This is a genomic window from Streptomyces pyxinicus (assembly GCF_024753135.1).
Lineage (GTDB): Bacteria > Actinomycetota > Actinomycetes > Streptomycetales > Streptomycetaceae > Streptomyces > Streptomyces pyxinicus.
In genome coordinates, this window is record NZ_JANUGP010000007.1 from 147,975 (window position 1) to 170,599 (window position 22,625).

The following is a 22,625-nucleotide window of genomic DNA, read 5'->3' on the forward strand; positions in this document are numbered from 1 at the left end:
CTCCGGCGCCCGGCCTACATTCCGGCGATCAGCTTCTCCACCCGATCGTCCACCGAACGGAACGGGTCCTTGCACAACACGGTGCGCTGCGCCTGGTCGTTGAGCTTCAGATGCACCCAGTCGACCGTGAAGTCCCGGCGCTGCTCCTGCGCCCGCCGGATGAAGTCACCGCGCAACCGCGCCCGAGTCGTCTGCGGCGGGACCGACTTGCCCTCGAAGATCTTCAAGTCATTGCAGATCCGCGCCGCCTGACCCTTCTTCTCCAGCAGGTAGTACAGACCACGACGACGGTGGATGTCGTGATACGCGAGGTCTATCTGCGCGACCCGCGGATGCGACATCGTCATGTTGTGCTTCGCCCGGTACCGCTCGATGAGCTTGTACTTCATCACCCAGTCGATCTCGGTCGCGATCCGGTCCAGATCCTCCGTCTCGATCGCGTCGAGCGTCCGGCCCCACAGCTCCAGGACCTGCGCGACCGTGCCCGTACGGATACCCCGGCGCTCACAGAAGTCCACGGCCTTGTCGAAGTACTCGCGCTGCACCTCCAGCGCCGACGCCTCCCGGCCACTGGCCAGCCGCACCTTGCGCCGGCCCGTGATGTCATGGCTGACCTCACGGATCGCCCGGATCGGGTTCTCCAGCGTCAGATCCCGCATCACCGTGCCCGCCTCGATCATGCGCAGCACCAGATCCGTCGCGCCGACCTTCAGCAGCATCGTCGTCTCGGACATGTTCGAGTCGCCCACGATGACATGCAGCCGGCGGTAACGCTCCGCGTCCGCGTGCGGCTCGTCCCGCGTGTTGATGATCGGCCGGGAACGCGTCGTCGCCGACGACACGCCCTCCCAGATGTGCTCCGCGCGCTGGCTCACGCAGTACACCGCGCCGCGCGGCGTCTGCAGCACCTTGCCCGCACCGCACAGCAGCTGCCTCGTCACCAGGAACGGGATGAGGATGTCGGCCAGCCGGGAGAACTCCCCGTGCCGCGCCACCAGATAGTTCTCGTGGCATCCGTAGGAGTTGCCCGCCGAGTCCGTGTTGTTCTTGAAAAGGTAGACGTCGCCCGCGATTCCCTCCTCGTGCAGGCGTCGCTCCGCGTCCACCAGGAGTCCTTCGAGAATGCGCTCGCCGGCCTTGTCGTGGGTGACCAGCTCGGTCACGTTGTCACATTCGGGTGTCGCGTATTCCGGATGTGAGCCCACGTCGAGATACAGCCGGGCGCCGTTCCGCAGAAAGACATTGCTGCTGCGGCCCCATGACACGACACGGCGGAAGAGGTACCGCGCCACCTCGTCAGGAGACAGGCGGCGCTGTCCCCTGAACGTGCACGTGACGCCGTACTCGTTCTCCAGCCCGAAAATGCGGCGGTCCATGACTGAACATTACGCCCGATCCCCTGCGCTGAAACGGGGTTCGGCAGCACGATTTGGATCAGTTTCCGATGAAGCCGCAACGACCGCACCCCGCACGGGAGCTGCGAGGACCCGCCCCGTGGCCAGCAGGACCAGCAGCGACACCACCCCCGCCGCACCCGGCAGCGCGAACCCCCACACCGCCCCACCGGCCTCGACCACCGGCCCCGCCAGCCCCGTACCCACCGACGCGCCCACCGTGAACGTCGTCACCAGCCAGGAGAAAGCCTCGGTGACCGTCCCCGCCGGAGCATGCCGGTCCACGATGATGAACGCACACGCGATACACGGCGCCAGGAACACCCCCGACACCACACTCAACGCCACCATCGCCACCACACCCGGTGTCAGCAGCAACGGCAGGTAACACACCGCCAGCAACGCCACCAGCACCCGCAGCCGCCGCTCCGGCGCCCCCGCCCACCGCCGCGCACCGTAGACCGCGCCACCCGCCAGCGCCCCCAGACCCAGCCCCGTCATCAGCCAGCCGTACACCGCGTCACCCCCGTGACCGTCCGCGTACGACACCGACGCCACCGTGATCGACCCCAGCGCGATCCCCACGAACAGGAACGCCGCCAGCAGCGCCAGCAACCCCGGCGACCGCAGCGCCCCCAGCCAGTGCGCCTCCCGGGGCGCCGAACGCCACGCCCGCGACGGCGCCGACACCACCACCGACAGCGCGCCCAGCACCCCCAGCGCACTCAGCACCAGCAGCGCCGCCCGCTCGTCCCACAGCGACACGCACAGCGTCACCAGCAGCGGCCCCACCGTGAACATGATCTCCTGCGCCACCGCGTCCATCGCGTACGCCACATGCACCTGCTCCTCACGCCGCAGCACCGACGGCCACAGCGCCCGCAGACCCCCCTCCAACGGCGGCGTGAACAGCCCCGACGCCGCCACCGCCGCATAGGCGAACGGCAGCGGATCCGTCCCCGACAGCGCGAACACCGACATCGCCAGCGCCGCCAGCACCGCCGCCGGCAACTGCACCCGCGGCTGCCCGTACAGGTCCACCAGCCGGCCCAGCACCGGCTGGCCCACCGCGTTCGCCACGCCGTACACCGCCGCCAGCGCACCCGCCAGGCTGTACGTGCCACCCTGCGCCCGCACGAACAGCACCAGCGCGATCGCCGCCGTCGCATTCGGCAGCCGGCCCACCAGAGTGCCGGTCAGCAGCCGCAGCGCATGCCGCGCCCGGAGTATCTCCAGATAGCCCGTCGCCATGACCCGCCTGCCCTCCAGCACACCGACCGGACCCGCTGCGCCCGGACGTTTTACGTATAACTTCCGCTCCCATACGTACCATGTGCGCTGTTCACACGTCCAGACGAAGGAGCACGCCCACGGTGGCACGCAACAGCACGCGCCCGACCAGCCGTGACGTCGCCCAGGCGGCCGGCGTCTCCCAGGCCGCCGTCTCCCTCGTCCTCGGCGACAAATGGCGCGGCCGGGTCTCCGAGACCACCGCCCAACGCGTCCGCGAAGCCGCCCGCGACCTCGGCTACCGGCCCAACCTCGCCGCCCGCAACCTCCGCCTCGGCCACACCCGCACCGTCCTCCTCGTCGTCCCCGCCCTCACCACCGAATTCTTCGCCGGCGTCTACACCGGCGCCGCCCGCGTCGCCGCCGACCACGGCTTCGGCGTCGTCCTCTACCCCTCCCCCGAAGGCATCGGCCCCGCCCGCGACCCCTTCGCCTCCGCCCAGACCGCCCTCGACGGCGTCATCGCCTCCTCCATGGCCGCCGACGCCCTCACCGCCATCCGGGGCGACCAACTCCCCCTCGTCATGCTCGACAGCGACCCCGACGGCAGCCTCGGCGCCGCCACCGTCAACCTCGACATCGCCGACGGCATCCGCCAGGTCACCGACCACCTCCTCACCCTCGGCCACCGCCACCTCCTCCACCTCGCCGCCGACGTCCCCTCCTGGACCTTCGACGTCCGCGCCCGCGAACTCACCACCCGCCTCGCCGCCACCCCCGGCACCCGCCTCAGCACCGCCGCCGCCCCCATCTCCATCGACGGCGCCCGCACCGCCACCGAAACCGCCCTCACCACCCCGGGACCCCGCCCCACCGCCATCATCTGCGACGACGACAAACTCGCCGCCGGCGCCTACAAAGCCATCCGCCGCCTCGGCCTGCGCGTCCCCGACGACATCTCCGTCACCGGCCTCGACGACCTCGCCCTCGCCACCGCCCTCGACCCCGAACTCACCACCGTCCGACTCGACGCCGAACTCTTCGGCGAACACGGCATGCACGCCCTCCTCGCCGTCCTCGACGGCCGCACCCCCGACCCCACCGACATCCCCGTCCACCTCGTCGTACGCGGCTCCACAGCGCCCCCGCCCAGCCCCTGAAACGCCGAGCGCCCCGACCGGAAACCCGGCCGGGGCACCCACACGACACGACGGCACGAGACCGCCGGCAGGACTACTCCTCCTCGGAACCGTCCTCCGCCGCGCTCTCCGCCTCCGTCGACGCACCGCCCGCCGCCAGCAGCCGCGCCAGCTGACGGCCCACGACACGCTTGAACTTCCGCTTCTGCGGACGTGTCCGGTCGAGCACCGCCACCTCAAGCCGCTCCGCGGGAATCTCCCGCTCACCGCCGTTGGTGTCCCGCGACAACGCCTGCACCGCCAGCTTCAGCGCCTCCGCCAGCGTCATCCCGTCCCGGTGCCGCTGATCCAGGAAACCGCTGATCTGCTCCGCGTTACCGCCCACCGCGACCGAACCGTGCTCATCCACGATCGACCCGTCATGCGGCAGCCGGTAGATCTGGTCACCCTCCGGGGTCTCCCCCACCTCCGCCACCACCAACTCCACCTCGTACGGCTTCTCTGCCGCCGAGGAGAAGATCGTGCCGAGCGTCTGGGCGTACACGTTCGCCAGGCCGCGGGCCGTCACATCGTCCCGGTCATAGGTGTAACCCCGCAGATCGGCATACCGCACACCGCCGATCCGCAGATTCTCGTACTCGTTGTACTTACCGGCGGCCGCGAAACCGATCCGGTCATAGATCTCGCTGAACTTGTGCAGCGCACGGGACGGGTTCTCGCCGACGAACACGATGCCGTCGGCATACTGCAGCACGACCAGGCTGCGGCCCCGGGCGATGCCCTTACGGGCGTACTCCGCCCGGTCGGCCATGGCCTGCTGAGGTGAGACATAGAACGGCGTCGACACCGGTTATCCGTCCCTTTCTGTCATGGTCACTGGATCACCTTGAAAACAACCGGCCCGGCGCTCAGAGCAGAGCGGCCCGCGGGCCGTCCGGCTCCTCCAGACGCTTCTGGAGCACCGCGCGCGCGATCCCGGACGCCTCGTCCTCCGTGAGCCGGCGGAAGCCGTCCTCGGTGATCACGGTGATGATCGGGTAGATCCGGCGGGCGACATCGGGACCACCGGTCGCCGAGTCGTCGTCAGCCGCGTCGTACAGCGCCTGCACCACCAGCGTGGTGGCCTGCTCCTCGGTCAGATCCTCACGGAACAGCTTCTTCATCGCACCACGCGCGAAGATCGAACCGGAACCCGTCGCCGCGAAGTGGTGCTCCTCGGAACGGCCGCCCGTCACGTCGTACGAGAAGATCCTGCCCCGCTCCCGGTCCAGGTCGTACCCCGCGAACAGCGGGACCACCGCCAGACCCTGCATCGCCATGCCCAGGTTCGACCGGATCATCGTCGACAACCGGTTCGCCTTGCCCTCCAGCGACAGCTGAGCGCCCTCGACCTTCTCGAAGTGCTCCAGCTCCAACTGGAAGAGCTTGACCATCTCCACGGCCAGACCGGCGGTGCCGGCGATGCCGACCGCCGAGTACTCGTCCGCCGGGAACACCTTCTCGATGTCCCGCTGCGCGATCATGTTCCCCATCGTCGCCCGACGGTCGCCGGCCAAGACCACACCGCCCGGGAACGTCGCCGCCACGATGGTCGTCCCGTGCGGCGCCTCGATCACACCCTTCACCGGCGGCAACTGCCGGTTGCCCGGCAGCAGCTCGGGCTGGTGCACGGAGACGAAGTCCATGAAGGAGGAGGACCCTGGCGTCAGGAAGGCAGCTGGTAGACGCCCGGTGCTACGAGTGTTGGCTTCCACGCGTTTCCTTCCACGTATGCAGCAGCCCGCCTTATGGCCTCGGGCTGATCCTTGAACTGCCCCAGCGCGGCATTGCAGCTGAAGCACAGTACGCCACGGACCCTACCCGTCTCATGGCAGTGATCCACATGTGCGGCCGGAGCCGCCAGACAGATGCAACAGACGCCGCCCTGAGAGGCGATCAGTTTGTCGCGCTCGCTCTCCGTGAGGCCGTAATGGCGCTTCAGATGGCCCGCCCGCCCTCTTGCCGCGCGGCACGCCTTGCAACTCGTGGACAGGCCGTCGGAGGCGGTCGCATTGCGGTGCCAGTCCTGGTGGGGCTTGATCTTCCCGCAGCTCCGGCAGTACTTGTGCCCCTCGGGCGTCTCCACCCTCGGACGGACGTTTCTGCCTTTGGCCAGTTGGCGTTCCTGGTGGTACGCCGCCCAGCATTCCCGGCAATAGGCCTGCAGGCCGTCGCGTGCCGCCTTGTTACGAGCGAAGGCCGCTCGCGGCCTGACCTCCTTGCACCGCGAGCAACGCTTCGCCTCCTGCCCCTCGCTCACTCACACCCCCGAGCCGAACCTTAGATTCGAAGGCCAAAAGGCCCTACTGCCCACCCTTCTGAACGAATGAGCGCACGAAATCCTCGGCATTTTCCTCGAGGACATCATCAATCTCGTCCAGCACCGAGTCCACGTCGTCCGACAGTTTTTCCTGTCGTTCCTTGAGGTCTTCGGAAGCCTGCGCGTCCTGCGTCTGCTCCTCGACCTGGTCGGTGGAGTGCGTCGCCTTCTGCTGGCCGCCGCCGGTGTCCTTGGTTGCCATAACCCTCACCCCGCTCAGTTCGCCTGCCGATCGGTGATGATCAGACCCTACAAGCCGGGTCCGACATCGGCCCCGCAGTTTCCACAACGTGCGGGGGCCACCTCGATGATTCCCGGGCGGTGGGATTTCCACCCCGTCCGCCCGGGGCCGGTACGGGTACCCACTGGTCGCGCTCAGCCGCCCGAAAGGACCCTGACCAGGTCTTCCGCGTTGCGGCAGCGGTCCAGCAGCTCCTTGACGTGATTTCGCGTTCCGCGTAGTGGTTCGAGGGTTGGAACGCGCTGGAGGGAGTCCCGGCCGGGGAGGTCGAAGATGACCGAGTCCCAGCTGGCCGCGGCCACGTCGTCGGCGTACTGCTCCAGGCAGCGGCCGCGGAAGTAGGCGCGGGTGTCCTCCGGTGGCTTGGTGCGGGCCCGGTCGACCTCGGTCTCGTCGAGGAGCCGCTTGATGCGTCCGCGGGCCGCCAGGCGGTTGTAGAGGCCTTTCTCGGCCCGTACGTCCGCGTACTGGAGGTCGACGAGGTGGAGCCGGGCGGCGTCCCAGTCGAGGTCGTCGCGGCGCCGGTAGCCCTCCATGAGTTCGCGTTTGGCGACCCAGTCGAGTTCGCCGGCGAGGCTCATGGGGTCGTTCTCCAGCCGGGTGAGGGTGTCCTCCCAGCGGCTGAGGACGTCCTTGGTCTGGTCGTCGGCGTCGGCTCCGTAGCGTTCCTCGACGTATTTGCGGGCCAGCTCGAAGTACTCCATCTGGAGCTGGACCGCGGTGAGGGTGCGGCCGCTGCGGAGGGTGACGAGGCGTTGCAGGGACGGGTCGTGGGAGACCTGGTGGAGGGTGCGGACGGGCTGGTCGACGGCCAGGTCGACGGCGATGAAGCCGTCCTCGATCATGGAGAGGACGAGGGCGGTGGTGCCGAGCTTGAGGTAGGTGGAGATCTCGGAGAGGTTGGCGTCGCCGATGATGACATGGAGGCGGCGGTACTTCTCGGCGTCGGCGTGGGGTTCGTCCCGGGTGTTGATGATGGGCCGTTTGAGTGTCGTCTCCAGGCCGACCTCGACCTCGAAGTAGTCGGCGCGCTGGCTGAGCTGGAAGCCGTGTTCATGGCCGTCCTGGCCGATGCCGACGCGGCCGGCGCCGGCGAAGACCTGGCGGGAGACGAAGAAGGGCGTGAGGTGGCGCACGATGTCCGAGAAGGGGGTCTCCCGCTTCATCAGGTAGTTCTCGTGCGTGCCGTAGGAGGCGCCCTTGTTGTCGGTGTTGTTCTTGTAGAGGTGGATGGGCTGGGCGCCGGGAAGCTGGGCGGCTCGGTCTGCGGCCTCGGCCATGATGCGTTCGCCGGCCTTGTCCCAGAGGACGGCGTCGCGGGGGTTGGTGACCTCGGGGGCGCTGTATTCGGGATGGGCGTGGTCGACGTAGAGGCGTGCGCCGTTGGTGAGGATGACGTTGGCGAGGCCGATGTCCTCGTCGGTGAGCTGGCTGGCGTCGGCGGACTCGCGGGCGAGGTCGAAGCCTCGTGCGTCGCGTAGCGGGTTCTCTTCCTCGAAGTCCCAGCGGGCCCGGCGGGCCCGGTGCATCGCCGCTGCGTAGGCGTTGACGATCTGGGACGAGGTGAGCATGGCATTGGCGTTGGGGTGCCCGGGGACGGAGATCCCGTACTCCGTCTCGATGCCCATTACTCGCCGTACGGTCATGCGGCCCTCCTTGCCCGGCGGCACCCTCGGTCGTGGGCGTCGCTCGCGTACCGCTGTTGCTCCGGTGCGTGTGCGGTGCCCGTCCCCGCACTGCGCGACTCGGCGGTAGGAACGAGCCTAGAACGCCTTTGCGCTGGTGGGGAGATCATTTGCGTCATTGGCTGCTCCGGTCGTGGCCGGAAAAGCGGACGGCTGCGGGTACCCGGTGTGGGGACCCGCAGCCGCCCTGGTGTTACAGGTACTGACCGGTGTTCGCCACGGTGTCGATGGAGCGTCCGGTGTCCGCGCCTTGCTTTCCGGTGATGAGGGTGCGGATGTAGACGATCCGTTCGCCCTTCTTTCCGGAGATGCGGGCCCAGTCGTCGGGGTTGGTGGTGTTGGGCAGGTCTTCGTTCTCCTTGAACTCGTCCACGCAGGCCTGGAGGAGGTGGGAGACGCGGAGGCCCTTCTGGCTCTTGTCGAGGAAGTCCTTGATCGCCATTTTCTTGGCGCGGCCGACGATGTTCTCGATCATGGCGCCGCTGTTGAAGTCCTTGAAGTAGAGGACTTCCTTGTCGCCGTTGGCGTAGGTGACTTCCAGGAAGCGGTTCTCCTCGGATTCGGCGTACATGTGCTCCACGGCCGTCTGGATCATGCTCTGGACGGTGGTGGTCTTGTCGCCACTGTGTTCGTCGAGGTCGTCGGAGTGGAGCGGGAGGCGTTCGGTGAGGTACTTGCCGAAGATGTCCTTGGCGGCTTCGGCGTCGGGGCGCTCGATCTTGATCTTCACGTCGAGCCGGCCGGGGCGCAGGATGGCGGGGTCGATCATGTCCTCGCGGTTGGAGGCGCCGATGACGACCACGTTCTGCAGGCCTTCGACTCCGTCGATCTCGGCGAGCAGCTGGGGGACGATGGTGTTCTCCACGTCGGAGCTGACGCCGGAGCCGCGGGTGCGGAAGAGGGATTCCATCTCGTCGAAGAAGACGATGACGGGGGTGCCCTCGCTGGCCTTTTCGCGGGCTCGCTGGAAGACGAGGCGGATCTGTCGCTCGGTCTCGCCGACGTACTTGTTGAGGAGTTCGGGGCCCTTGATGTTGAGGAAGAAGCTCTTGCCGGCGGCCTGGCCGGTGACCTCGGCGACCTTTTTGGCCAGTGAGTTGGCGACGGCCTTGGCGATGAGGGTCTTTCCGCAGCCGGGGGGGCCGTAGAGCAGGACGCCCTTGGGCGGGCGCAGCTCGTGCTCCTTGAAGAGGTCGGGGTAGAGGTACGGCAGCTCGACGGCGTCGCGGATGGCTTCGATCTGGTTGCCGAGGCCGCCGATCTGTTCGTATCCGATGTCGGGGACTTCTTCGAGGACGAGTTCTTCGACCTCGCTCTTGGGGACGACTTCGTAGACGTATCCGGAGCGGGGTTCGAGCAGGAGGGCGTCGCCGGCGCGGATGGTGATGCCGCGCAGGGGTTCGGCGAGGCGGACCACGCGTTCCTCGTCGGTGTGGCCGAGGACGAGGGCGCGTTCGCCGTCCTCAAGGATCTCCTTGAGGGTGACGATGTCGCCGACGCTCTCGTACTCCATGGCTTCGACCACGTTGAGTGCTTCGTTGAGCATGACTTCCTGGCCGCGGCGCAGGTCGTCGAGGTCGACGCTGGGGCTGACGTTCACCCGGAGTTTGCGGCCGCCGGTGAAGATGTCGGCGGTGGCGTCCTCGTTGGCTTGCAGGAACACTCCGAAGCCGGCCGGTGGCTGGGCGAGCCGGTCGACTTCTTCCTTGAGGGCCACGATCTGGTCGCGGGCCTCGCGGAGGGTGTTGGCCAGTCGTTCGTTCTGGGCGGACACGCCGGCCAGGTTTGTCTGCAGCTCGACGATCCGCTCTTCGAGAATTCTCGTGTGTCGCGGAGAGTCGGCGAGCTTGCGTCGCAGGACGGCGATCTCCTGCTCAAGGTAGGCAATCTGCCCGGCCGGGTCGTCGGACCCGCGTCCCGGGCGGATGCCGCGGTTCATGTCGTCGTCGTGGGCTGCCACGGTCCTCACCTCCTCCAAGGGGAGCTGGACGCTTCCAGACCCTACCTGGGTGGGTGACGATTGAAACCCCTAGATCACCAAGACTGTCAAGGTGTGTCGTCGGTCACCCGCTGCGCTCTCCCTCGCACGGAGGGGATACCCACTGAACGTGAGGGGAAAGCAGGTTGTTCCTGGTATGGCGTGGTCAAATCCCTCCGTGACTGGCCGGAGTTGTCCGTTGCGGGTGGGTGGGGCGGGTTGCGGGCATGGCGGTGGGCGCTCGGGCGTCTGTCACGCAGAGCGACGGTTTCGCTGGTGGTTGTCACCTCCGGTCCGGCGTGTGCCGGCCGGTTCTGGTGGGTGGGGTGCCCCTCTTCCGGTCGGTCGCTCGTACCCGGGTGGGGTGGGTGGGAAACCCGGGGCCGGGGGATCCGGGCGGGTCGGGGTGCGGAGGTAGGGTCGGGGGTGTTCAACAGCCGTTGCCGCGGTCCGGGCTGGCCTTCGCGCCGCCGGGTCGTGGGGCGGTCCGACGGCAGGAGAGGTGACCGTGCAGCAGGAGGCCCCGGGCGGGGAGGCGCTGGAGGTCTGGATCGATCAGGATCTGTGTACCGGCGACGGGATCTGTGCCCAGTACGCGCCTGAGGTGTTCGAGCTGGACATCGACGGGCTGGCGTATGTGAAGGGCGCGGACGAGGCGCTGCTGCAGGATCCGGGGGCGTCGGTTCCGGTGCCGTTGCCGTTGCTGACGGATGTGGTGGACTCGGCCAGGGAGTGTCCTGGGGAGTGCATTCACGTGCGTCGGGTTTCGGACAGTGTGGAGGTGTTCGGGCCCGAGGCGGGGTGAGCCGGGTTCAGACGCTGTGGGCCCCGGCCGGGGTGGAGCGGAGGAAGGTGTGTCCGTTCCATGTCCATGCGGCCGGGGTTTTCACGTCGGGGCAGCAACTGGGCACGCTGTCGGTGGAGTAGCCGAGGAGCGTGGCGGTGACGGTGCCGGCGTGCAGGGTGAAGTCGGTGACGGTGACCCGGTCCTTGGGGTCGACGAGGGTGGCGACGACGCGGGGTGTGGCGCTGCCGGCGGCGCGGGTGAGGACGTAGACGCCGTCGGGTGGGGTGCCCATGGGGGCGTCGCAGTGGACGACGGCGACGGTTTCGGGGCGCCCGTCGCCGTCGAGGTCGCCGGTGGCCTTCTTCGTGACGACGGCTTTGACGGTGCCGCAGGTGAGGGGGAAGGCGACGCCGGTGGTGGCGGGGGGTGCCGCGGCGGCGGTCTTGGTGCCGGTGGCGGGCTGGGCGGCGGTGGCCGGTCCGGGCTGGGCGAGGGTGGAGAGGGCGACGACGCCGGCGAGGGCCGTGGCGGTGGCGACCCAGTGGATGGGCCGGGTCCGGGTGTGGGCGAGCTCCGGGACGGCGGATGGCTGCACTAGGAGTGTCTCCTGTGAGGGCTGTGCCGGTGGGGTGGCCAGCATGGTGCCACATGTCACGGGGCGGGGGAACGGCGGGGTGCGGCCTTTCCGCGGGCAGCGGACCGGGGGTGGTGGGTGTGTCCGGTCAACGCGTGGGCGCCGTGCCCGAGTTCCCGTGGTGGGCGGGAACCTGGGCACGGCGCCGGTGCGTTGTGCAGGCGGGGCCGGGTCAGCGGCCGGTGCCGCCGTCGGCGTTGGGGCCGGCGTAGTCCTCGCCGTAGGCGCCCTTGGCGGGGCGGCGGCGGCGCATGGGGGGCTCGACGCCGTCGGCGAGGCGGCGGGCGGTGAGGAGGAAGCCGGTGTGGCCGATCATCCGGTGGTCGGGGCGGACGGCGAGGCCCTCGATGTGCCAGTTGCGGATCATGTTCTCCCAGGCGGTCGGCTCGTTGAAGCAGCCGATCTCGCGGATGGACTCCACGGTCCGGGCGAGCTGGGTGGTGGTGGCCACGTAGCAGCACAGGATGCCGCCGGGGACGAGGGCCTTGGAGACGGCCTCCAGGCATTCCCAGGGGGCGAGCATGTCGAGGATGACGCGGTCGACGTCGGTGTCGGACAGGTTGTCCTGGAGGTCGCCGACGGTGAGCTGCCAGGCGGGGTGGGGGCCGCCGAAGTAGCGTTCGATGTTCTGCCGGGCGATGTCGGCGAAGTCCTCGCGGCGCTCGTAGGAGTGCAGCATGCCCTGGTCGCCGATAGCCCGCAGCAGGAAGCTGCTGAGGGAGCCGGAGCCGACGCCTGCCTCGACGACGCGTGCGCCGGGGAAGATGTCGGCGAAGGCGAGGATCTGTCCGGCGTCCTTGGGGTAGACGACGGCTGCCCCGCGGGGCATGGACAGGACGTAGTCGGGGAGCAGGGGGCGCAGCGCGAGGTAGGCGACGTTGCCGGTGGTGCGGACAACGCTGCCCTCGGGAGCGCCGATCAGTTCGTCGTGCGGGAAGGAGCCCTTGTGGGTGTGGAAGTTCTTCCCGGCTTCGAGCGTGAACGTGTAGTGGCGGCCCTTGGGGTCGGTCAGCTGTACCTGGTCCCCGACCTTGAAAGGCCCGCGCCTGCGGGCGGCACCGGTCGGTTCGGACATGTGAACAGCCTACCGGCCTTTGCGGGGGGCGCCGACCACGGCGAGGGCCGCTCGGCGGGGGCGTTCAGGCGGTGGGGCGGGCCATGGCCTTGACGAAGGCGCGTTCGACGTCGGCGGCGGAGAGGACGCCGTAGATCTCGCCGGTCTCCTCGACGACGAGGTATTCGGTGGCGGGGGTGGCGCGCAGGGTGTCGAGGAGGTCTTCGCCGGAGAGTTCGGCGGAGACGCGCATGCCGTCGGTGAGGTCCTGGGCGAGGCCGCTGACGGCGATCCAGGGGCGGCGGTGTTCGGGGACGCCGACGATGGCGGCTTCGCGGACGAGGGAGAGGGGGTGGCCGTCGGCGTCGACGACGACGAGGGCGCGGGCGCCGGCGGCGTTGGCGCGGCGCAGGGCCTCGGAGAGGGGGGTGTCGGTCTCGACGGGTACGGCGCGTCGGGTGAGGGTGCGGGCGTGCAGTTCGGGGAGGTGTTCGCGCAGGCGGGCCATGCGCAGGCTGTTGCCGGCGCCGGTCCAGATGATCGCGGCGAGGATGGCGGCGAGCAGCGCGTCGGTGACGGTGTCCATGCCGCCGGTGTCCTGGCCGCCGTTGCCGAAGGTGCTGGAGGAGTTGAGGAGGGGCAGGCCGATGAGGACGGTGACGGCGAGGGCGCGGCCGACCCAGGCGGCGGCGACGGTGCCGCTCATGGGTTTGCCGGTGAGTTTCCAGACGACGGCGCGGAGCATGCGGCCGCCGTCGAGGGGCAGGCCGGGGAGCAGGTTGAAGATGGCGACGATGAGGTTGGAGACCATGAGGCCGGCGAGGAGGACGCCGGGGACGGTGCCGGGTTCGACGGGTTTCATGGCGAGGTAGAACAGGCCGGCGAGGACGAGGGAGAGCAGGGGGCCGACGAAGGCGAGGACGAATTCGCGGCCGGGGGTCTCGGCTTCCTTCTCGATCTCGGAGACGCCGCCGAAGAACTGGAGCTGGATGCGGCGGACGGGGAGTTCGAAGCGGATGGCGGCGAGGGTGTGGGCGAGTTCGTGGACCAGGACGGAGGCGTAGAAGGCGACGGCGAAGAAGAGGGAGACGAGGTAGCGGGCGGCGCCGAGCTCGGGCAGGACGCGGTCGAGCTGTCCGCCGAAGACCCAGGTGATGAGGGCGGCGACGAGGAACCAGCTGGGTGCCACGTAGACGGGGACGCCGAAGGGCCGGCCCATGAGGATGCCGCCGCCGGGTTCCTTGGGGCGGGGCTGCGGGGGTTCGCCCTTGGCGATGCCGGAGTGGGCGAGGGAGCGGTGGTCGTGGGGGTCGGTGGGGGTGCTGTCGTGGGTGTCGGCGGGGTGGCCGGCGCTCGGGGTGTGGGGCTGTTCCCGGCCGGGTGCCTCGGGGCCGGTGGGCCGGCCGGCCGGGGGCGTGGGGCCTGCGGGGTGTTCGGCCGGCTTGTCGTCGCCGGACCCCGGCTGCCCGTTCCCGCCGCTCACGTCCACGGTGTCCCCTCGTTCGAAGCGTCTTCCGCGCCTGGCGGGCGGAAGGGTCTCTGGTCGATGGTATGCGGCCGTGGTGGCACGTTCCGCCCCGGCACCCTCTGTGTTCGCCCCGTCGTGGCCCGGCGGACGCGGGCGGCGGCTGGGTGACTGTCAGTGGTGGGCCGTAAGGTCTGTGGGCATGGACAGCAGCATCGAGGAGGCGGGCGCCGTACCCGGCGGGCCCGCGCAGCCGGACGGGGTGGCTCTGCCGCACCCGGTGTCGCGGGAGGCGGCGCCGGATTCCTCGGCGGCGGGGCGGGGCCGGGAGGGGGTCCGGCCGGCCGCGGCGCCGTCCTCGTTGTCGCCGTCGCGGGCCGGTGACTTCATGCAGTGTCCGTTGCTGTACCGGTTCCGGGTGATCGACCGGTTGCCGGAGAAGCCGAGTGCGGCGGCGACGCGGGGCACGCTGGTGCACGCGGTGCTGGAGCGGTTGTTCGACGCGCCGGCCGGGGAGCGGACGGCGCCGGCGGCCAGGGCGTTGGTGCCGGGGCAGTGGGACCGGCTGCTGGAGAGCCGGCCGGAGGTGGGCGAGCTGTTCGCCGACGATCCGGAGGGTGAGCGGCTGGCGGGCTGGCTGCGGGAGGCGGAGCAGCTGGTGGAGCGCTGGTTCACGCTGGAGGATCCGGCGCGGCTGGAGCCGGCCGAGCGGGAGCTGTTCGTGGAGGCGGAGCTGGATTCGGGGCTGCGGCTGCGCGGGATCATCGACCGGGTGGACGTGGCGCCGACCGGTGAGGTGCGGATCGTCGACTACAAGACGGGCAAGGCGCCCCGGCCGGAGTACGCGGAGGGCGCGCTGTTCCAGATGAAGTTCTACGCGCTGGTGGTGTGGCGGTTGAAGCGGGTGGTGCCGCGCCGGTTGCAGCTGGTGTATCTGGGCAGTGGTGATGTGCTGACGTACGACCCGGTGGTGGCGGATCTGGAGCGGGTGGAGCGGAAGCTGCACGCGTTGTGGGAGGCGATCGTGCGGGCGACGCGGACGGGTGAGTGGCGGCCTCGGCCGACGAAGCTGTGCGGCTGGTGCGATCACCAGGCGCACTGCCCGGAGTTCGGGGGCACTCCCCCGCCGTATCCGCTGCCGGTCCTGCCGGTCGAGGGGTCGGGAGCCGCTGTCGGCTGAGCGGGGGCGCAGGGCAGAATGGGGCCGGACTAGGTATAAGGAGTGTCCTGTGGCCATCCGTGTCCTACTGGTCGACGACCAGCCACTGCTGCGTACCGGTTTCCGGATGATTCTGGAGGCCGAGCAGGACATCGCGGTCGTCGGTGAGGCCGGCGACGGGCTGGGGGCCCTGGATCAGGTGCGGGCCTTGCAGCCGGATGTCGTGCTGATGGACATCCGGATGCCGCGGATGGACGGTGTCGAGGCGACCCGGCAGATCAGTGGTCCGGGGCGGGACGGTCCGGCGAAGGTGCTGGTGCTGACCACGTTCGATCTGGACGAGTACGTGGTGGAGGCGCTGCGGGCCGGGGCGAGCGGTTTTCTGCTGAAGGACGCGCCGGCCGACGAGCTGGTGCAGGCGATCCGGGTGGTGGCGGCCGGGGAGGCGATGCTGGCGCCGAGCATCACGCGCCGGCTGCTGGACAAGTACGCCACGCATCTGCCCTCGGGTGAGGAGCCGGTGCCGAACACCCTGCACACGCTGACCGACCGTGAGGTGGAGGTGCTGAAGCTGGTGGCGCGGGGGCTGTCGAACGCGGAGATCGCGGCGGATCTGTTCGTGAGCGAGACGACGGTGAAGACGCATGTGGGTCATGTGCTGACGAAGCTGGGGCTGCGGGACCGGGTGCAGGCGGCGGTGTACGCGTACGAGAGCGGTCTGGTGCGGCCGGGCGCGCAGTAGCGGCCTGTGGTACGACGCGAAGGGCGCCCCTCCCGAGTGGTGAGGGGCGCCCTTTCGTGTGGCGTCGGTGCGGCCGGTGCCGGGGTCAGTCGCCGACGCCGCGGCTCAGCTCCCACAGCTGGAGCGTGGAGGAGGAGTTGAGGGCGTAGGAGACGCCGGTGATGTCGTCGCGGGCGGCGACGTACTGCTTGCCCTGCCACAGCGGCAGGACGGGGACGTCCTCGGCGACGATGTCCTGGATCTCGGTGAGGCTGTTGGTGGCGCTGAGCCGGTCGGCCTCGCGGCGGGACTGCGGGATGAGGCTGCGCTGGATGGTGCTGTTGCTGTAGGGCGAGCCGAGGAAGTTGTTCTTGTCGAGGAAGGGCGCGAGGAAGTTGTCCGCGTCGGGGAAGTCGGGGAACCAGCCCATGCCGTAGACGTCGTACTGGCCCTTGCGCTCGGCGGGGCGGAAGGTGGACCAGGGGTGGCCCTGGATGGAGACGTCGAACAGGCCGCTGTCGTTGAGCTGCTTCTGGAGGACCTGGAACTCCTGCTTGGTGGCGGAGCCGTAGTGGTCGGTCGTGTAGTGCAGGGTCAGCTTGACGGGGGTGGTGATGCCGGCCTTGGACAGGAAGGTCTTGGCCTTGTCGACGCTGGGGTTGCCGTACTTGTTGAAGAACGAGTTGGAGTGTCCGGTGACGGTGGCCGGGACGAGCGAGTAGAGCGGCTCGGCCTGGGTGCCGTAGACCTTGGAGACGAGTTCGCCGCGGTTGATGACCTGGGCCATCGCCTGGCGGACGGCCTTGGTCTTCACGGTGGGGGCGTCGGTGTTGAAGGCCAGGTAGCGGATTTCCAGGCCGGGCATGTCGACGAGGTCGACCTTGCCGTCGCTGCCGGTGTCCAGCTTCTGGATCTGGGAGGGCGACATGGTGCGGGTCATCACGTCGATGTCGCCCTTGTCGATGGCGGTGCCCATCGCGTCGGCGTCGCTGAAGGCGCGGAGTTCGACCTTCTCGTTGTTCACCGTCACGCTGCCCTTGTAGGAGGGGTTCTTGGTGAAGGTGGCGGTGGTGATGGCGTTGTTCTTGACGTCGGCCTGGAAGGTGTAGGGGCCGGAGCCGTCGAGGTCGAAGCCGTCGCGCAGCTTGTCCTTCTGGTAGTCCTTCGGGTTGACGATGCCCGCGACCGGAGTGGACAGCTTGTAGGGGAAGGTGGCGTCGGCGGTCTTCAGGTGGAAGATGACCTCGCGCTCGCCCTGGGTCTCGACGGTGTCGAGGGTGTTCAGCAGGGCGGAGACACCGCTGTCCGCGTTGATGCGCAGCGCACGCTCGATGGAGTACTTGACGTCCTTGGCGGTCACCGGGTCGCCGCTGGCGAACTTGAGGCCCTCGCGCAGCTTGCAGGCGTAGCGCTCGTTGCCGCTGTCGGTGAAGGCGCAGCTCTCGGCGGCGTCGGGGACGGGGTCGCCCTCGCCCTTGGGCTGGGTCATCAGGGTCTGCACGGTCTGGCGCAGGATGTTCCAGGTGCCGACGTCGTAGGCGTAGGCCGGGTCGAGTGGCGCGGGGGCGTCCGAGGTGGCGGTGAACTGGTCCGTGGTACCGACGACGATGGCGTCCCCGCCCTTGCTCCCGCTGTCGGATCCGCCGCACGCGGCGAGAACCGGCGTGAGCAGGCCGGCTACCGCCGGCAGCACCAAAGTCTTGCGGTTCATGCGGGAGTTTCTCCAGAGCTGTTCGGGTCCGTGTACCCGGCATGCAGGGGTGGTGCGGGCGGATCACGGGGGTTCTCGGCGATGTTCTCGCGATGAGATTAGTCCGCGCCCGCTGGAAGGTTCACTGCCGCGTGAGTTGACCCCTCATCACGCAGTGGAACCGGCCGCGGACGCACCGAAAGCCCGCCAGCGGCAGGATTAGTGCAGCTTCCCACCAATCGGGACACAAGGGCCGGGCGGCCCGGTGGGTCGGGGCGGGTTCAGCACAGTCGGCCGGTGTTGTCGAGGGGGCTTCGCGTGGGGAACGTCACATGTGTACGGTGCGGGGGCGGGGGGAATTTCGGCCGGGCGGCCGGTCGGCAATTCCCCTGCCGGGCGTTGTGCGGATATCTGTCCGGTGCTCGGCATTCGGCTTCGCACGCTGGGTGAACGGCTAGCGCATTTCCGTCATCAGGCCGCGCAGAAATGCCACGTCGACGTGTTCGAGGGAGTCCACGACGGTGCGCCGCTCGGCGGGTGTGATGGGGGCGATGGAGGGGACGGCGACCACGTGGCAGCCGGCCGCCTCGGCGGCGGCGACGCCGGTCGCGGTGTCCTCGATGACGGCGCATCTGGCCGGATCCGCTCCCAGCTGGGCCGCGGCGAGCAGGTAGGGGTCGGGGAACGGCTTGGTGCGGGTGACCTCGTCGCCGGCCACGGACAGGCCGAAGTGGTGGGGTCCTAGGACGGTCAGGACGCGGTCGATGATGCGCCGGTGGGAGGCGGAGACCAGGGCGGTGGGGATGGCGTGCTCGTGGAGTTCGGCGAGCAGCCGGGCGGCGCCGGGCATCAGGGGCAGGGCGGCGCCGATGCGCTCCTCGAAACCGTCGTTGAGCAGCACCGACAGTTCGGTGAGGGTGATGTCGGCGCCGGTGGCCTCGATGAGGAAGCCGGCGCTGCGGGTCATGGGGCCGCCGACGACGACGTGCCGCCAGGAGTCGTCGAGGGTGTGGCCGAGGGTGGCGAAGACCTCCACCTCGACGTCCCACCAGAAGCCCTCGGTGTCCACCAGGGTGCCGTCCATGTCGAGGAGGACCGCTTGCAGGGCGGATCCTTCGGCCGAACGGGTTCCGAGCGCGGGGACCGTGCTGGTCATCCGGGCGCACCTCCTTGAGGGACGATCAGGCCGGTTCCCGTGCGGGGAACCGGCCTGCGGTGGACCGACCAGTGTACGACGTGGCGGCGCGAAGTGCCTCGTGTGTGGTCCGGGGGTCCGGGTGGGGGTGCTCAGCGGGCGTTGAAGTACTTGGCCTCGGGGTGGTGGATCACGATGGCGTCGGTGGACTGCTCGGGGTGGAGCTGGAACTCCTCGGAGAGGTGGACGCCGATCCGCTCGGGCTGCAGCAGGTCGGCGATCTTGGCGCGGTCCTCCAGGTCGGGGCAGGCGCCGTAGCCGAGGGAGAAGCGGGCGCCCCGGTACTTCAGGGCGAACATGTCCTCGATGTCGGCCGGGTCCTCGCCGGCGAAGCCGAGTTCGGAGCGGACGCGGGCGTGCCAGTACTCGGCGAGGGCTTCGGCCAACTGGACGGACAGGCCGTGCAGTTCGAGGTAGTCGCGGTAGGCGTTGGCCTCGAAGAGCTTGGCGGTCTCCTCGCCGATGCGGGAGCCGACGGTGACGACCTGGAAGCCGACGACGTCGGTCTCCCCCGATTCCTCGGGGCGGAAGAAGTCGGCGAGGCACAGCCGGCGGCCGCGGCGCTGGCGGGGGAAGGTGAACCGGGTGCGTTCGTTGCCGCGTTCGTCCAGGACGATGAGGTCGTCGTCCTTGGAGACGCAGGGGAAGTAGCCGTAGACGACGGCGGCTTCGAGGAGGTTCTCGGTCTGGAGCCGGTCCAGCAGGCCGCGCAGCCGGGGCCGGCCCTCGGTCTCGACCAGTTCCTCGTAGGTCGGTCCCTCGCCGGTGCGGGCCTGCTTGAGGCCCCACTGGCCCTTGAACAGGGCGCCCTCGTCCAGCCAGGAGGCGTACTCCTTGAGCTGGATGCCCTTGACGATCCGGGTCTCCCAGAAGGGCGGGGCGGGCACCGGGTTGTCGGTGGCGACGTCGGAGCGGACGTGTCCTTCCTCGGGGCGTTCCTCGGCCTGGGCGGTGGCCGTCGCGCGGACCCGGCGCTGTTTGAGTTCGGGCAGCTGGGCGCCGGGGACGCCGCGCTTGACGCCGATGAGGGCGTCCATGAGGCGCAGGCCTTCGAAGGCGTCGCGGGCGTAGCGGACCTCGCCGCCGTAGATCTCGTGGAGGTCCTGTTCGACGTAGGCGCGGGTGAGGGCGGCGCCGCCGAGGATGACGGGGAACCGGGCGGCGAGGCCGCGCTGGTTCAGCTCCTCCAGGTTCTCCTTCATGATGACGGTGGACTTCACCAGCAGCCCGGACATGCCGATGACGTCGGCGCGGTGTTCCTCGGCGGCTTCGAGGATCGCGGAGACGGGCTGCTTGATGCCCAGGTTGACGACGTTGTAGCCGTTGTTGGACAGGATGATGTCGACGAGGTTCTTGCCGATGTCGTGGACGTCGCCGCGGACGGTGGCGAGCACGATGGTGCCCTTGCCGTCGGCGTCGGACTTCTCCATGTGCGGTTCGAGGTGGGCGACGGCGGCCTTCATGACCTCGGCGGACTGCAGGACGAACGGCAGCTGCATCTGGCCGGAGCCGAACAGTTCGCCGACGACCTTCATGCCGTCCAGCAGGGTCTCGTTGACGATGTCGAGGGCGGGCCGGTCTTCGAGGGCCGTGTCCAGGTCGGCTTCCAGGCCGTTGCGTTCGCCGTCGATGATGCGCCGCTTGAGGCGCTCCTCCAGTGGCAGCGCGGCCAGTTCCTCGGCCTTGCCGGCCTTCAACGACTTGGCGGTGGCGCCCTCGAACAGGGCCATCAGCTTCTGCAGCGGGTCGTAGCCCTCGGCGCGGCGGTCGTAGATCAGGTCGAGGGCGGTGCGCACCTGCTCCTCGTCGAAGCGGGCGATGGGGAGGATCTTGGAGGCGTGGACGATGGCCGAGTCCAGGCCCGCCTTGACGCATTCGTCCAGGAAGACGGAGTTCAGCAGGATGCGGGCGGCGGGGTTCAGGCCGAAGGAGATGTTCGACAGGCCGAGGGTGGTCTGCACGGCCGGGTGGCGCCGCTTGAGGTCGCGGATGGCCTCGATGGTGGCGATGCCGTCCTTGCGGGACTCCTCCTGGCCGGTGCAGATGGTGAAGGTCAGGGTGTCGATGAGGATGTCGTCCTCGCGGATGCCCCAGTTCCCGGTCAGGTCCTCGATGAGGCGTTCGGCGATCTCGACCTTCTTCCGCGGGGTGCGGGCCTGGCCCTCCTCGTCGATGGTCAGCGCGATCAGTGCGGCGCCGTGCTCCCGCGCCAGCTTCGTGACCTTCGCGAACCGGGAGTCGGGGCCGTCGCCGTCCTCGTAGTTGACCGAGTTGATGACCGCGCGGCCGCCGAGCTTCTCCAGGCCGGCCTGGAGGACGTCGACCTCGGTGGAGTCCAGCACGATCGGCAGGGTGGAGGCGGTGGCGAAGCGGCCGGCGAGTTCGTCCATGTCGGCGACGCCGTCGCGGCCGACGTAGTCCACGCACAGGTCGAGCATGTGCGCGCCCTCGCGGATCTGCTCGCGGGCCAGTTCCACGCAGTCGTCCCAGCGGCCTTCCAGCATGGCCTCGCGGAACTTCTTGGAGCCGTTGGCGTTGGTGCGCTCGCCGATGGCCAGGTAGGCGGTGTCCTGCCGGAAGGGCACGCTCTGGTAGAGGGAGGCGGCACCCGGCTCGGGGTGCGGGTCGCGCGCGGGCGGGGTCAGGTCCCGGACGCGTTCGACGACCTGGCGCAGGTGCTCGGGGGTGGTGCCGCAGCAGCCGCCGACGAGGGAGAGGCCGTACTCGTGGACGAAGGTCTCCTGCGCGTCGGCCAGCTCGGGCGCGGTGAGCGGGTAGTGGGCGCCGTCCCGGCCGAGGACCGGCAGACCGGCGTTCGGCATGCAGGACAGCGGGACGCGGGCGGTGCGGGCGAGGTAGCGCAGGTGCTCGCTCATCTCGGCCGGGCCGGTGGCGCAGTTCAGGCCGATCATGTCGATGCCGAGCGGTTCCAGCGCGGTGAGGGCGGCGCCGATCTCGGAGCCGAGCAGCATGGTGCCGGTGGTCTCCACGGTCACCGAGACGATCACCGGCAGGTCCAGGCCGAGGGCGTCGAGGCCGCGCCGGGCGCCGAGCACGGTGGCCTTGGTCTGCAGGAGGTCCTGGGTGGTCTCCACGAGCAGCGCGTCGGCACCGCCGGTGACCAGGCCCTCGGCGTTGCGCTGGTAGGCGTCGCGGAGGGTGGTGTAGGGGGCGTGGCCGAGGGTGGGGAGCTTGGTGCCGGGGCCGATGGAGCCGAGGACCCAGCGGGGGCGGCCGTCCCGGGCGGTGAACTCGTCGGCGACCTCGCGGGCCACGCGGGCGCCGGCCTCGGAGAGTTCGTGCACCCGGTCGGGGATGTCGTACTCGCCGAGGGCGGAGTGGTTGGCCCCGAAGGTGTTGGTCTCGACGCAGTCGACGCCCACGGCGTAGTACGCCTCGTGGACGGAGCGGACGATGTCGGGGCGGGTCAGGTTGAGGATCTCGTTGCAGCCTTCGAGCTGCTGGAAGTCGTCGAGGGTGGGCTCCTGCGCCTGGAGCATGGTGCCCATGGCTCCGTCGGCGACCACCACGCGGGTGGCGAGCGCTTCTCGGAGCGCGGACGCGCGGGTCCGGCTGTCGGCGGAGGGGGACGTTGGCGACGAGGCCATGAAGGGGCTCCCTGGGATGCGACGGCTGTCGGCTATGCGGATTCCCTGCCAGCGGGAATGCCGCACGGCGCCAGAGTAGCCGGGAGTCGGCTTGGATGGGCAGCGGCGTCCACGGGGCGGACTCGGATGGCTCCGGGGCCGCGGTGGAGCCACGAGTGAGGGAACTGGTGTCGTCCGACCATTGGCGGGCGGTCGACAGGGAACGGTAGTGTTCGACATTGCCGAACAGCGGTAAGAGACGTACACGGGTGGGCCGTAGCGCCCGTCGCCCGGGGCGGAATCGACC

General features: G+C 69.6%; 18 protein-coding genes. 4 read left to right on the forward strand and 14 right to left on the reverse strand.

All coding sequences use genetic code 11. From position 1 onward, the window contains the following. Nucleotides 1-14: 14 nt before the first annotated feature. Complete coding sequence (gene pafA, locus NX794_RS12095; protein WP_258778438.1) at nucleotides 15-1,376, reverse strand: Pup--protein ligase; 1,362 nt, start codon at nucleotides 1,374-1,376, stop codon at nucleotides 15-17. Nucleotides 1,377-1,385: 9 nt separating this feature from the next. Next, nucleotides 1,386-2,645: an MFS transporter gene (locus NX794_RS12100; protein ID WP_258778439.1), complete on the reverse strand. Its 1,260-nt coding sequence runs from the start codon at nucleotides 2,643-2,645 to the stop codon at nucleotides 1,386-1,388. A 122-nt stretch (nucleotides 2,646-2,767) separates the two neighbouring features. On the opposite strand from NX794_RS12100, the gene NX794_RS12105 reads away from it, so the two are divergent. After that, the gene (locus NX794_RS12105; RefSeq protein WP_258778441.1) at nucleotides 2,768-3,784 is read left to right on the forward strand and encodes a LacI family DNA-binding transcriptional regulator; all 1,017 of its coding nucleotides are present in this window, start codon (nucleotides 2,768-2,770) and stop codon (nucleotides 3,782-3,784) included. 73 nt (nucleotides 3,785-3,857) lie between these two features. Here NX794_RS12105 and prcA read toward each other — a convergent pair whose 3' ends face one another. The 6 genes from prcA to arc form a co-directional block, all read right to left on the reverse strand. After that, entirely contained in the window at nucleotides 3,858-4,610 is a 753-nt protein-coding gene (gene prcA, locus NX794_RS12110; protein ID WP_258778442.1) for a proteasome subunit alpha, read from the reverse strand. A gap of 61 nt (nucleotides 4,611-4,671) precedes the next feature. Next, nucleotides 4,672-5,517 carry a proteasome subunit beta gene (gene prcB / locus NX794_RS12115; protein WP_258778445.1) on the reverse strand — a complete coding sequence of 282 codons (846 nt, stop codon included), beginning with the start codon at nucleotides 5,515-5,517 and terminating at the stop codon, nucleotides 4,672-4,674. Beyond that, nucleotides 5,469-6,062: an endonuclease VII domain-containing protein gene (locus NX794_RS12120; RefSeq protein WP_258778446.1), complete on the reverse strand. Its 594-nt coding sequence runs from the start codon at nucleotides 6,060-6,062 to the stop codon at nucleotides 5,469-5,471. The genes prcB and NX794_RS12120 overlap by 49 nt, the downstream gene beginning before the upstream one ends. Nucleotides 6,063-6,105: 43 nt before the next feature. Beyond that, a complete protein-coding gene (locus NX794_RS12125) occupies nucleotides 6,106-6,324 on the reverse strand; it encodes a ubiquitin-like protein Pup (RefSeq protein ID WP_258778448.1) in 219 nt (72 codons plus the stop codon). Between the two features lie 173 nt (nucleotides 6,325-6,497). Continuing rightward, nucleotides 6,498-8,009 (reverse strand): depupylase/deamidase Dop, encoded by a 1,512-nt coding sequence (gene dop / locus NX794_RS12130; protein ID WP_346434224.1) that lies wholly within the window; start codon nucleotides 8,007-8,009, stop codon nucleotides 6,498-6,500. Between the two features lie 232 nt (nucleotides 8,010-8,241). Beyond that, nucleotides 8,242-10,008, reverse strand: a complete 1,767-nt coding sequence (gene arc, locus NX794_RS12135; protein WP_258778450.1) for a proteasome ATPase — start codon at nucleotides 10,006-10,008, stop codon at nucleotides 8,242-8,244. A 520-nt stretch (nucleotides 10,009-10,528) separates the two neighbouring features. Between arc and NX794_RS12140 the strand changes: the two genes are divergently transcribed. Beyond that, complete coding sequence (locus tag NX794_RS12140) at nucleotides 10,529-10,831, forward strand: ferredoxin (RefSeq protein WP_258778451.1); 303 nt, start codon at nucleotides 10,529-10,531, stop codon at nucleotides 10,829-10,831. A gap of 7 nt (nucleotides 10,832-10,838) precedes the next feature. On the opposite strand, the gene NX794_RS12145 is transcribed toward NX794_RS12140, so the two are convergent. The 3 genes from NX794_RS12145 to NX794_RS12155 form a co-directional block, all read right to left on the reverse strand. Continuing rightward, complete coding sequence (locus tag NX794_RS12145; RefSeq protein ID WP_258778453.1) at nucleotides 10,839-11,408, reverse strand: hypothetical protein; 570 nt, start codon at nucleotides 11,406-11,408, stop codon at nucleotides 10,839-10,841. A gap of 211 nt (nucleotides 11,409-11,619) precedes the next feature. Beyond that, a complete protein-coding gene (locus NX794_RS12150; RefSeq protein WP_258778454.1) occupies nucleotides 11,620-12,522 on the reverse strand; it encodes a tRNA (adenine-N1)-methyltransferase in 903 nt (300 codons plus the stop codon). Between the two features lie 64 nt (nucleotides 12,523-12,586). After that, the gene (locus NX794_RS12155; RefSeq protein WP_258778456.1) at nucleotides 12,587-13,990 is read right to left on the reverse strand and encodes a site-2 protease family protein; all 1,404 of its coding nucleotides are present in this window, start codon (nucleotides 13,988-13,990) and stop codon (nucleotides 12,587-12,589) included. Nucleotides 13,991-14,168: 178 nt separating this feature from the next. Between NX794_RS12155 and NX794_RS12160 the strand changes: the two genes are divergently transcribed. Together NX794_RS12160 and NX794_RS12165 are read left to right on the forward strand one after the other, a co-directional pair. Beyond that, the gene (locus NX794_RS12160) at nucleotides 14,169-15,146 is read left to right on the forward strand and encodes a RecB family exonuclease (protein ID WP_258778457.1); all 978 of its coding nucleotides are present in this window, start codon (nucleotides 14,169-14,171) and stop codon (nucleotides 15,144-15,146) included. Between the two features lie 49 nt (nucleotides 15,147-15,195). Next, nucleotides 15,196-15,867, forward strand: a complete 672-nt coding sequence (locus tag NX794_RS12165) for a response regulator (RefSeq protein WP_258778459.1) — start codon at nucleotides 15,196-15,198, stop codon at nucleotides 15,865-15,867. Between the two features lie 85 nt (nucleotides 15,868-15,952). Here NX794_RS12165 and NX794_RS12170 read toward each other — a convergent pair whose 3' ends face one another. From NX794_RS12170 to metH, 3 genes are all read right to left on the reverse strand, one after another. Continuing rightward, entirely contained in the window at nucleotides 15,953-17,557 is a 1,605-nt protein-coding gene (locus NX794_RS12170; RefSeq protein ID WP_258778461.1) for an ABC transporter substrate-binding protein, read from the reverse strand. Between the two features lie 433 nt (nucleotides 17,558-17,990). Further along, nucleotides 17,991-18,692, reverse strand: coding sequence for an HAD family hydrolase (locus tag NX794_RS12175; RefSeq protein WP_258778462.1), 702 nt, complete (start codon nucleotides 18,690-18,692; stop codon nucleotides 17,991-17,993). Nucleotides 18,693-18,823: 131 nt separating this feature from the next. Continuing rightward, nucleotides 18,824-22,339, reverse strand: coding sequence for a methionine synthase (metH, locus tag NX794_RS12180; protein WP_258778463.1), 3,516 nt, complete (start codon nucleotides 22,337-22,339; stop codon nucleotides 18,824-18,826). Nucleotides 22,340-22,625: the final 286 nt, after the last annotated feature.

What these genes read in the sequence shown, in the direction of transcription:
- pafA (WP_258778438.1), bottom strand. Translation starts at nt 1,376, where the DNA reads ATGGACCGCCGCATTTTCGGGCTGGAGAACGAGTACGGCGTCACGTGC.
- NX794_RS12100 (WP_258778439.1), bottom strand. Translation starts at nt 2,645, where the DNA reads ATGGCGACGGGCTATCTGGAGATACTCCGGGCGCGGCATGCGCTGCGG.
- NX794_RS12125 (WP_258778448.1), bottom strand. Translation starts at nt 6,324, where the DNA reads ATGGCAACCAAGGACACCGGCGGCGGCCAGCAGAAGGCGACGCACTCC.
- dop (WP_346434224.1), bottom strand. Translation starts at nt 8,009, where the DNA reads ATGACCGTACGGCGAGTAATGGGCATCGAGACGGAGTACGGGATCTCC.
- NX794_RS12150 (WP_258778454.1), bottom strand. Translation starts at nt 12,522, where the DNA reads ATGTCCGAACCGACCGGTGCCGCCCGCAGGCGCGGGCCTTTCAAGGTC.
- NX794_RS12160 (WP_258778457.1), top strand. Translation starts at nt 14,169, where the DNA reads ATGGACAGCAGCATCGAGGAGGCGGGCGCCGTACCCGGCGGGCCCGCG.
- NX794_RS12170 (WP_258778461.1), bottom strand. Translation starts at nt 17,557, where the DNA reads ATGAACCGCAAGACTTTGGTGCTGCCGGCGGTAGCCGGCCTGCTCACG.
- NX794_RS12175 (WP_258778462.1), bottom strand. Translation starts at nt 18,692, where the DNA reads ATGACCAGCACGGTCCCCGCGCTCGGAACCCGTTCGGCCGAAGGATCC.
- metH (WP_258778463.1), bottom strand. Translation starts at nt 22,339, where the DNA reads ATGGCCTCGTCGCCAACGTCCCCCTCCGCCGACAGCCGGACCCGCGCG.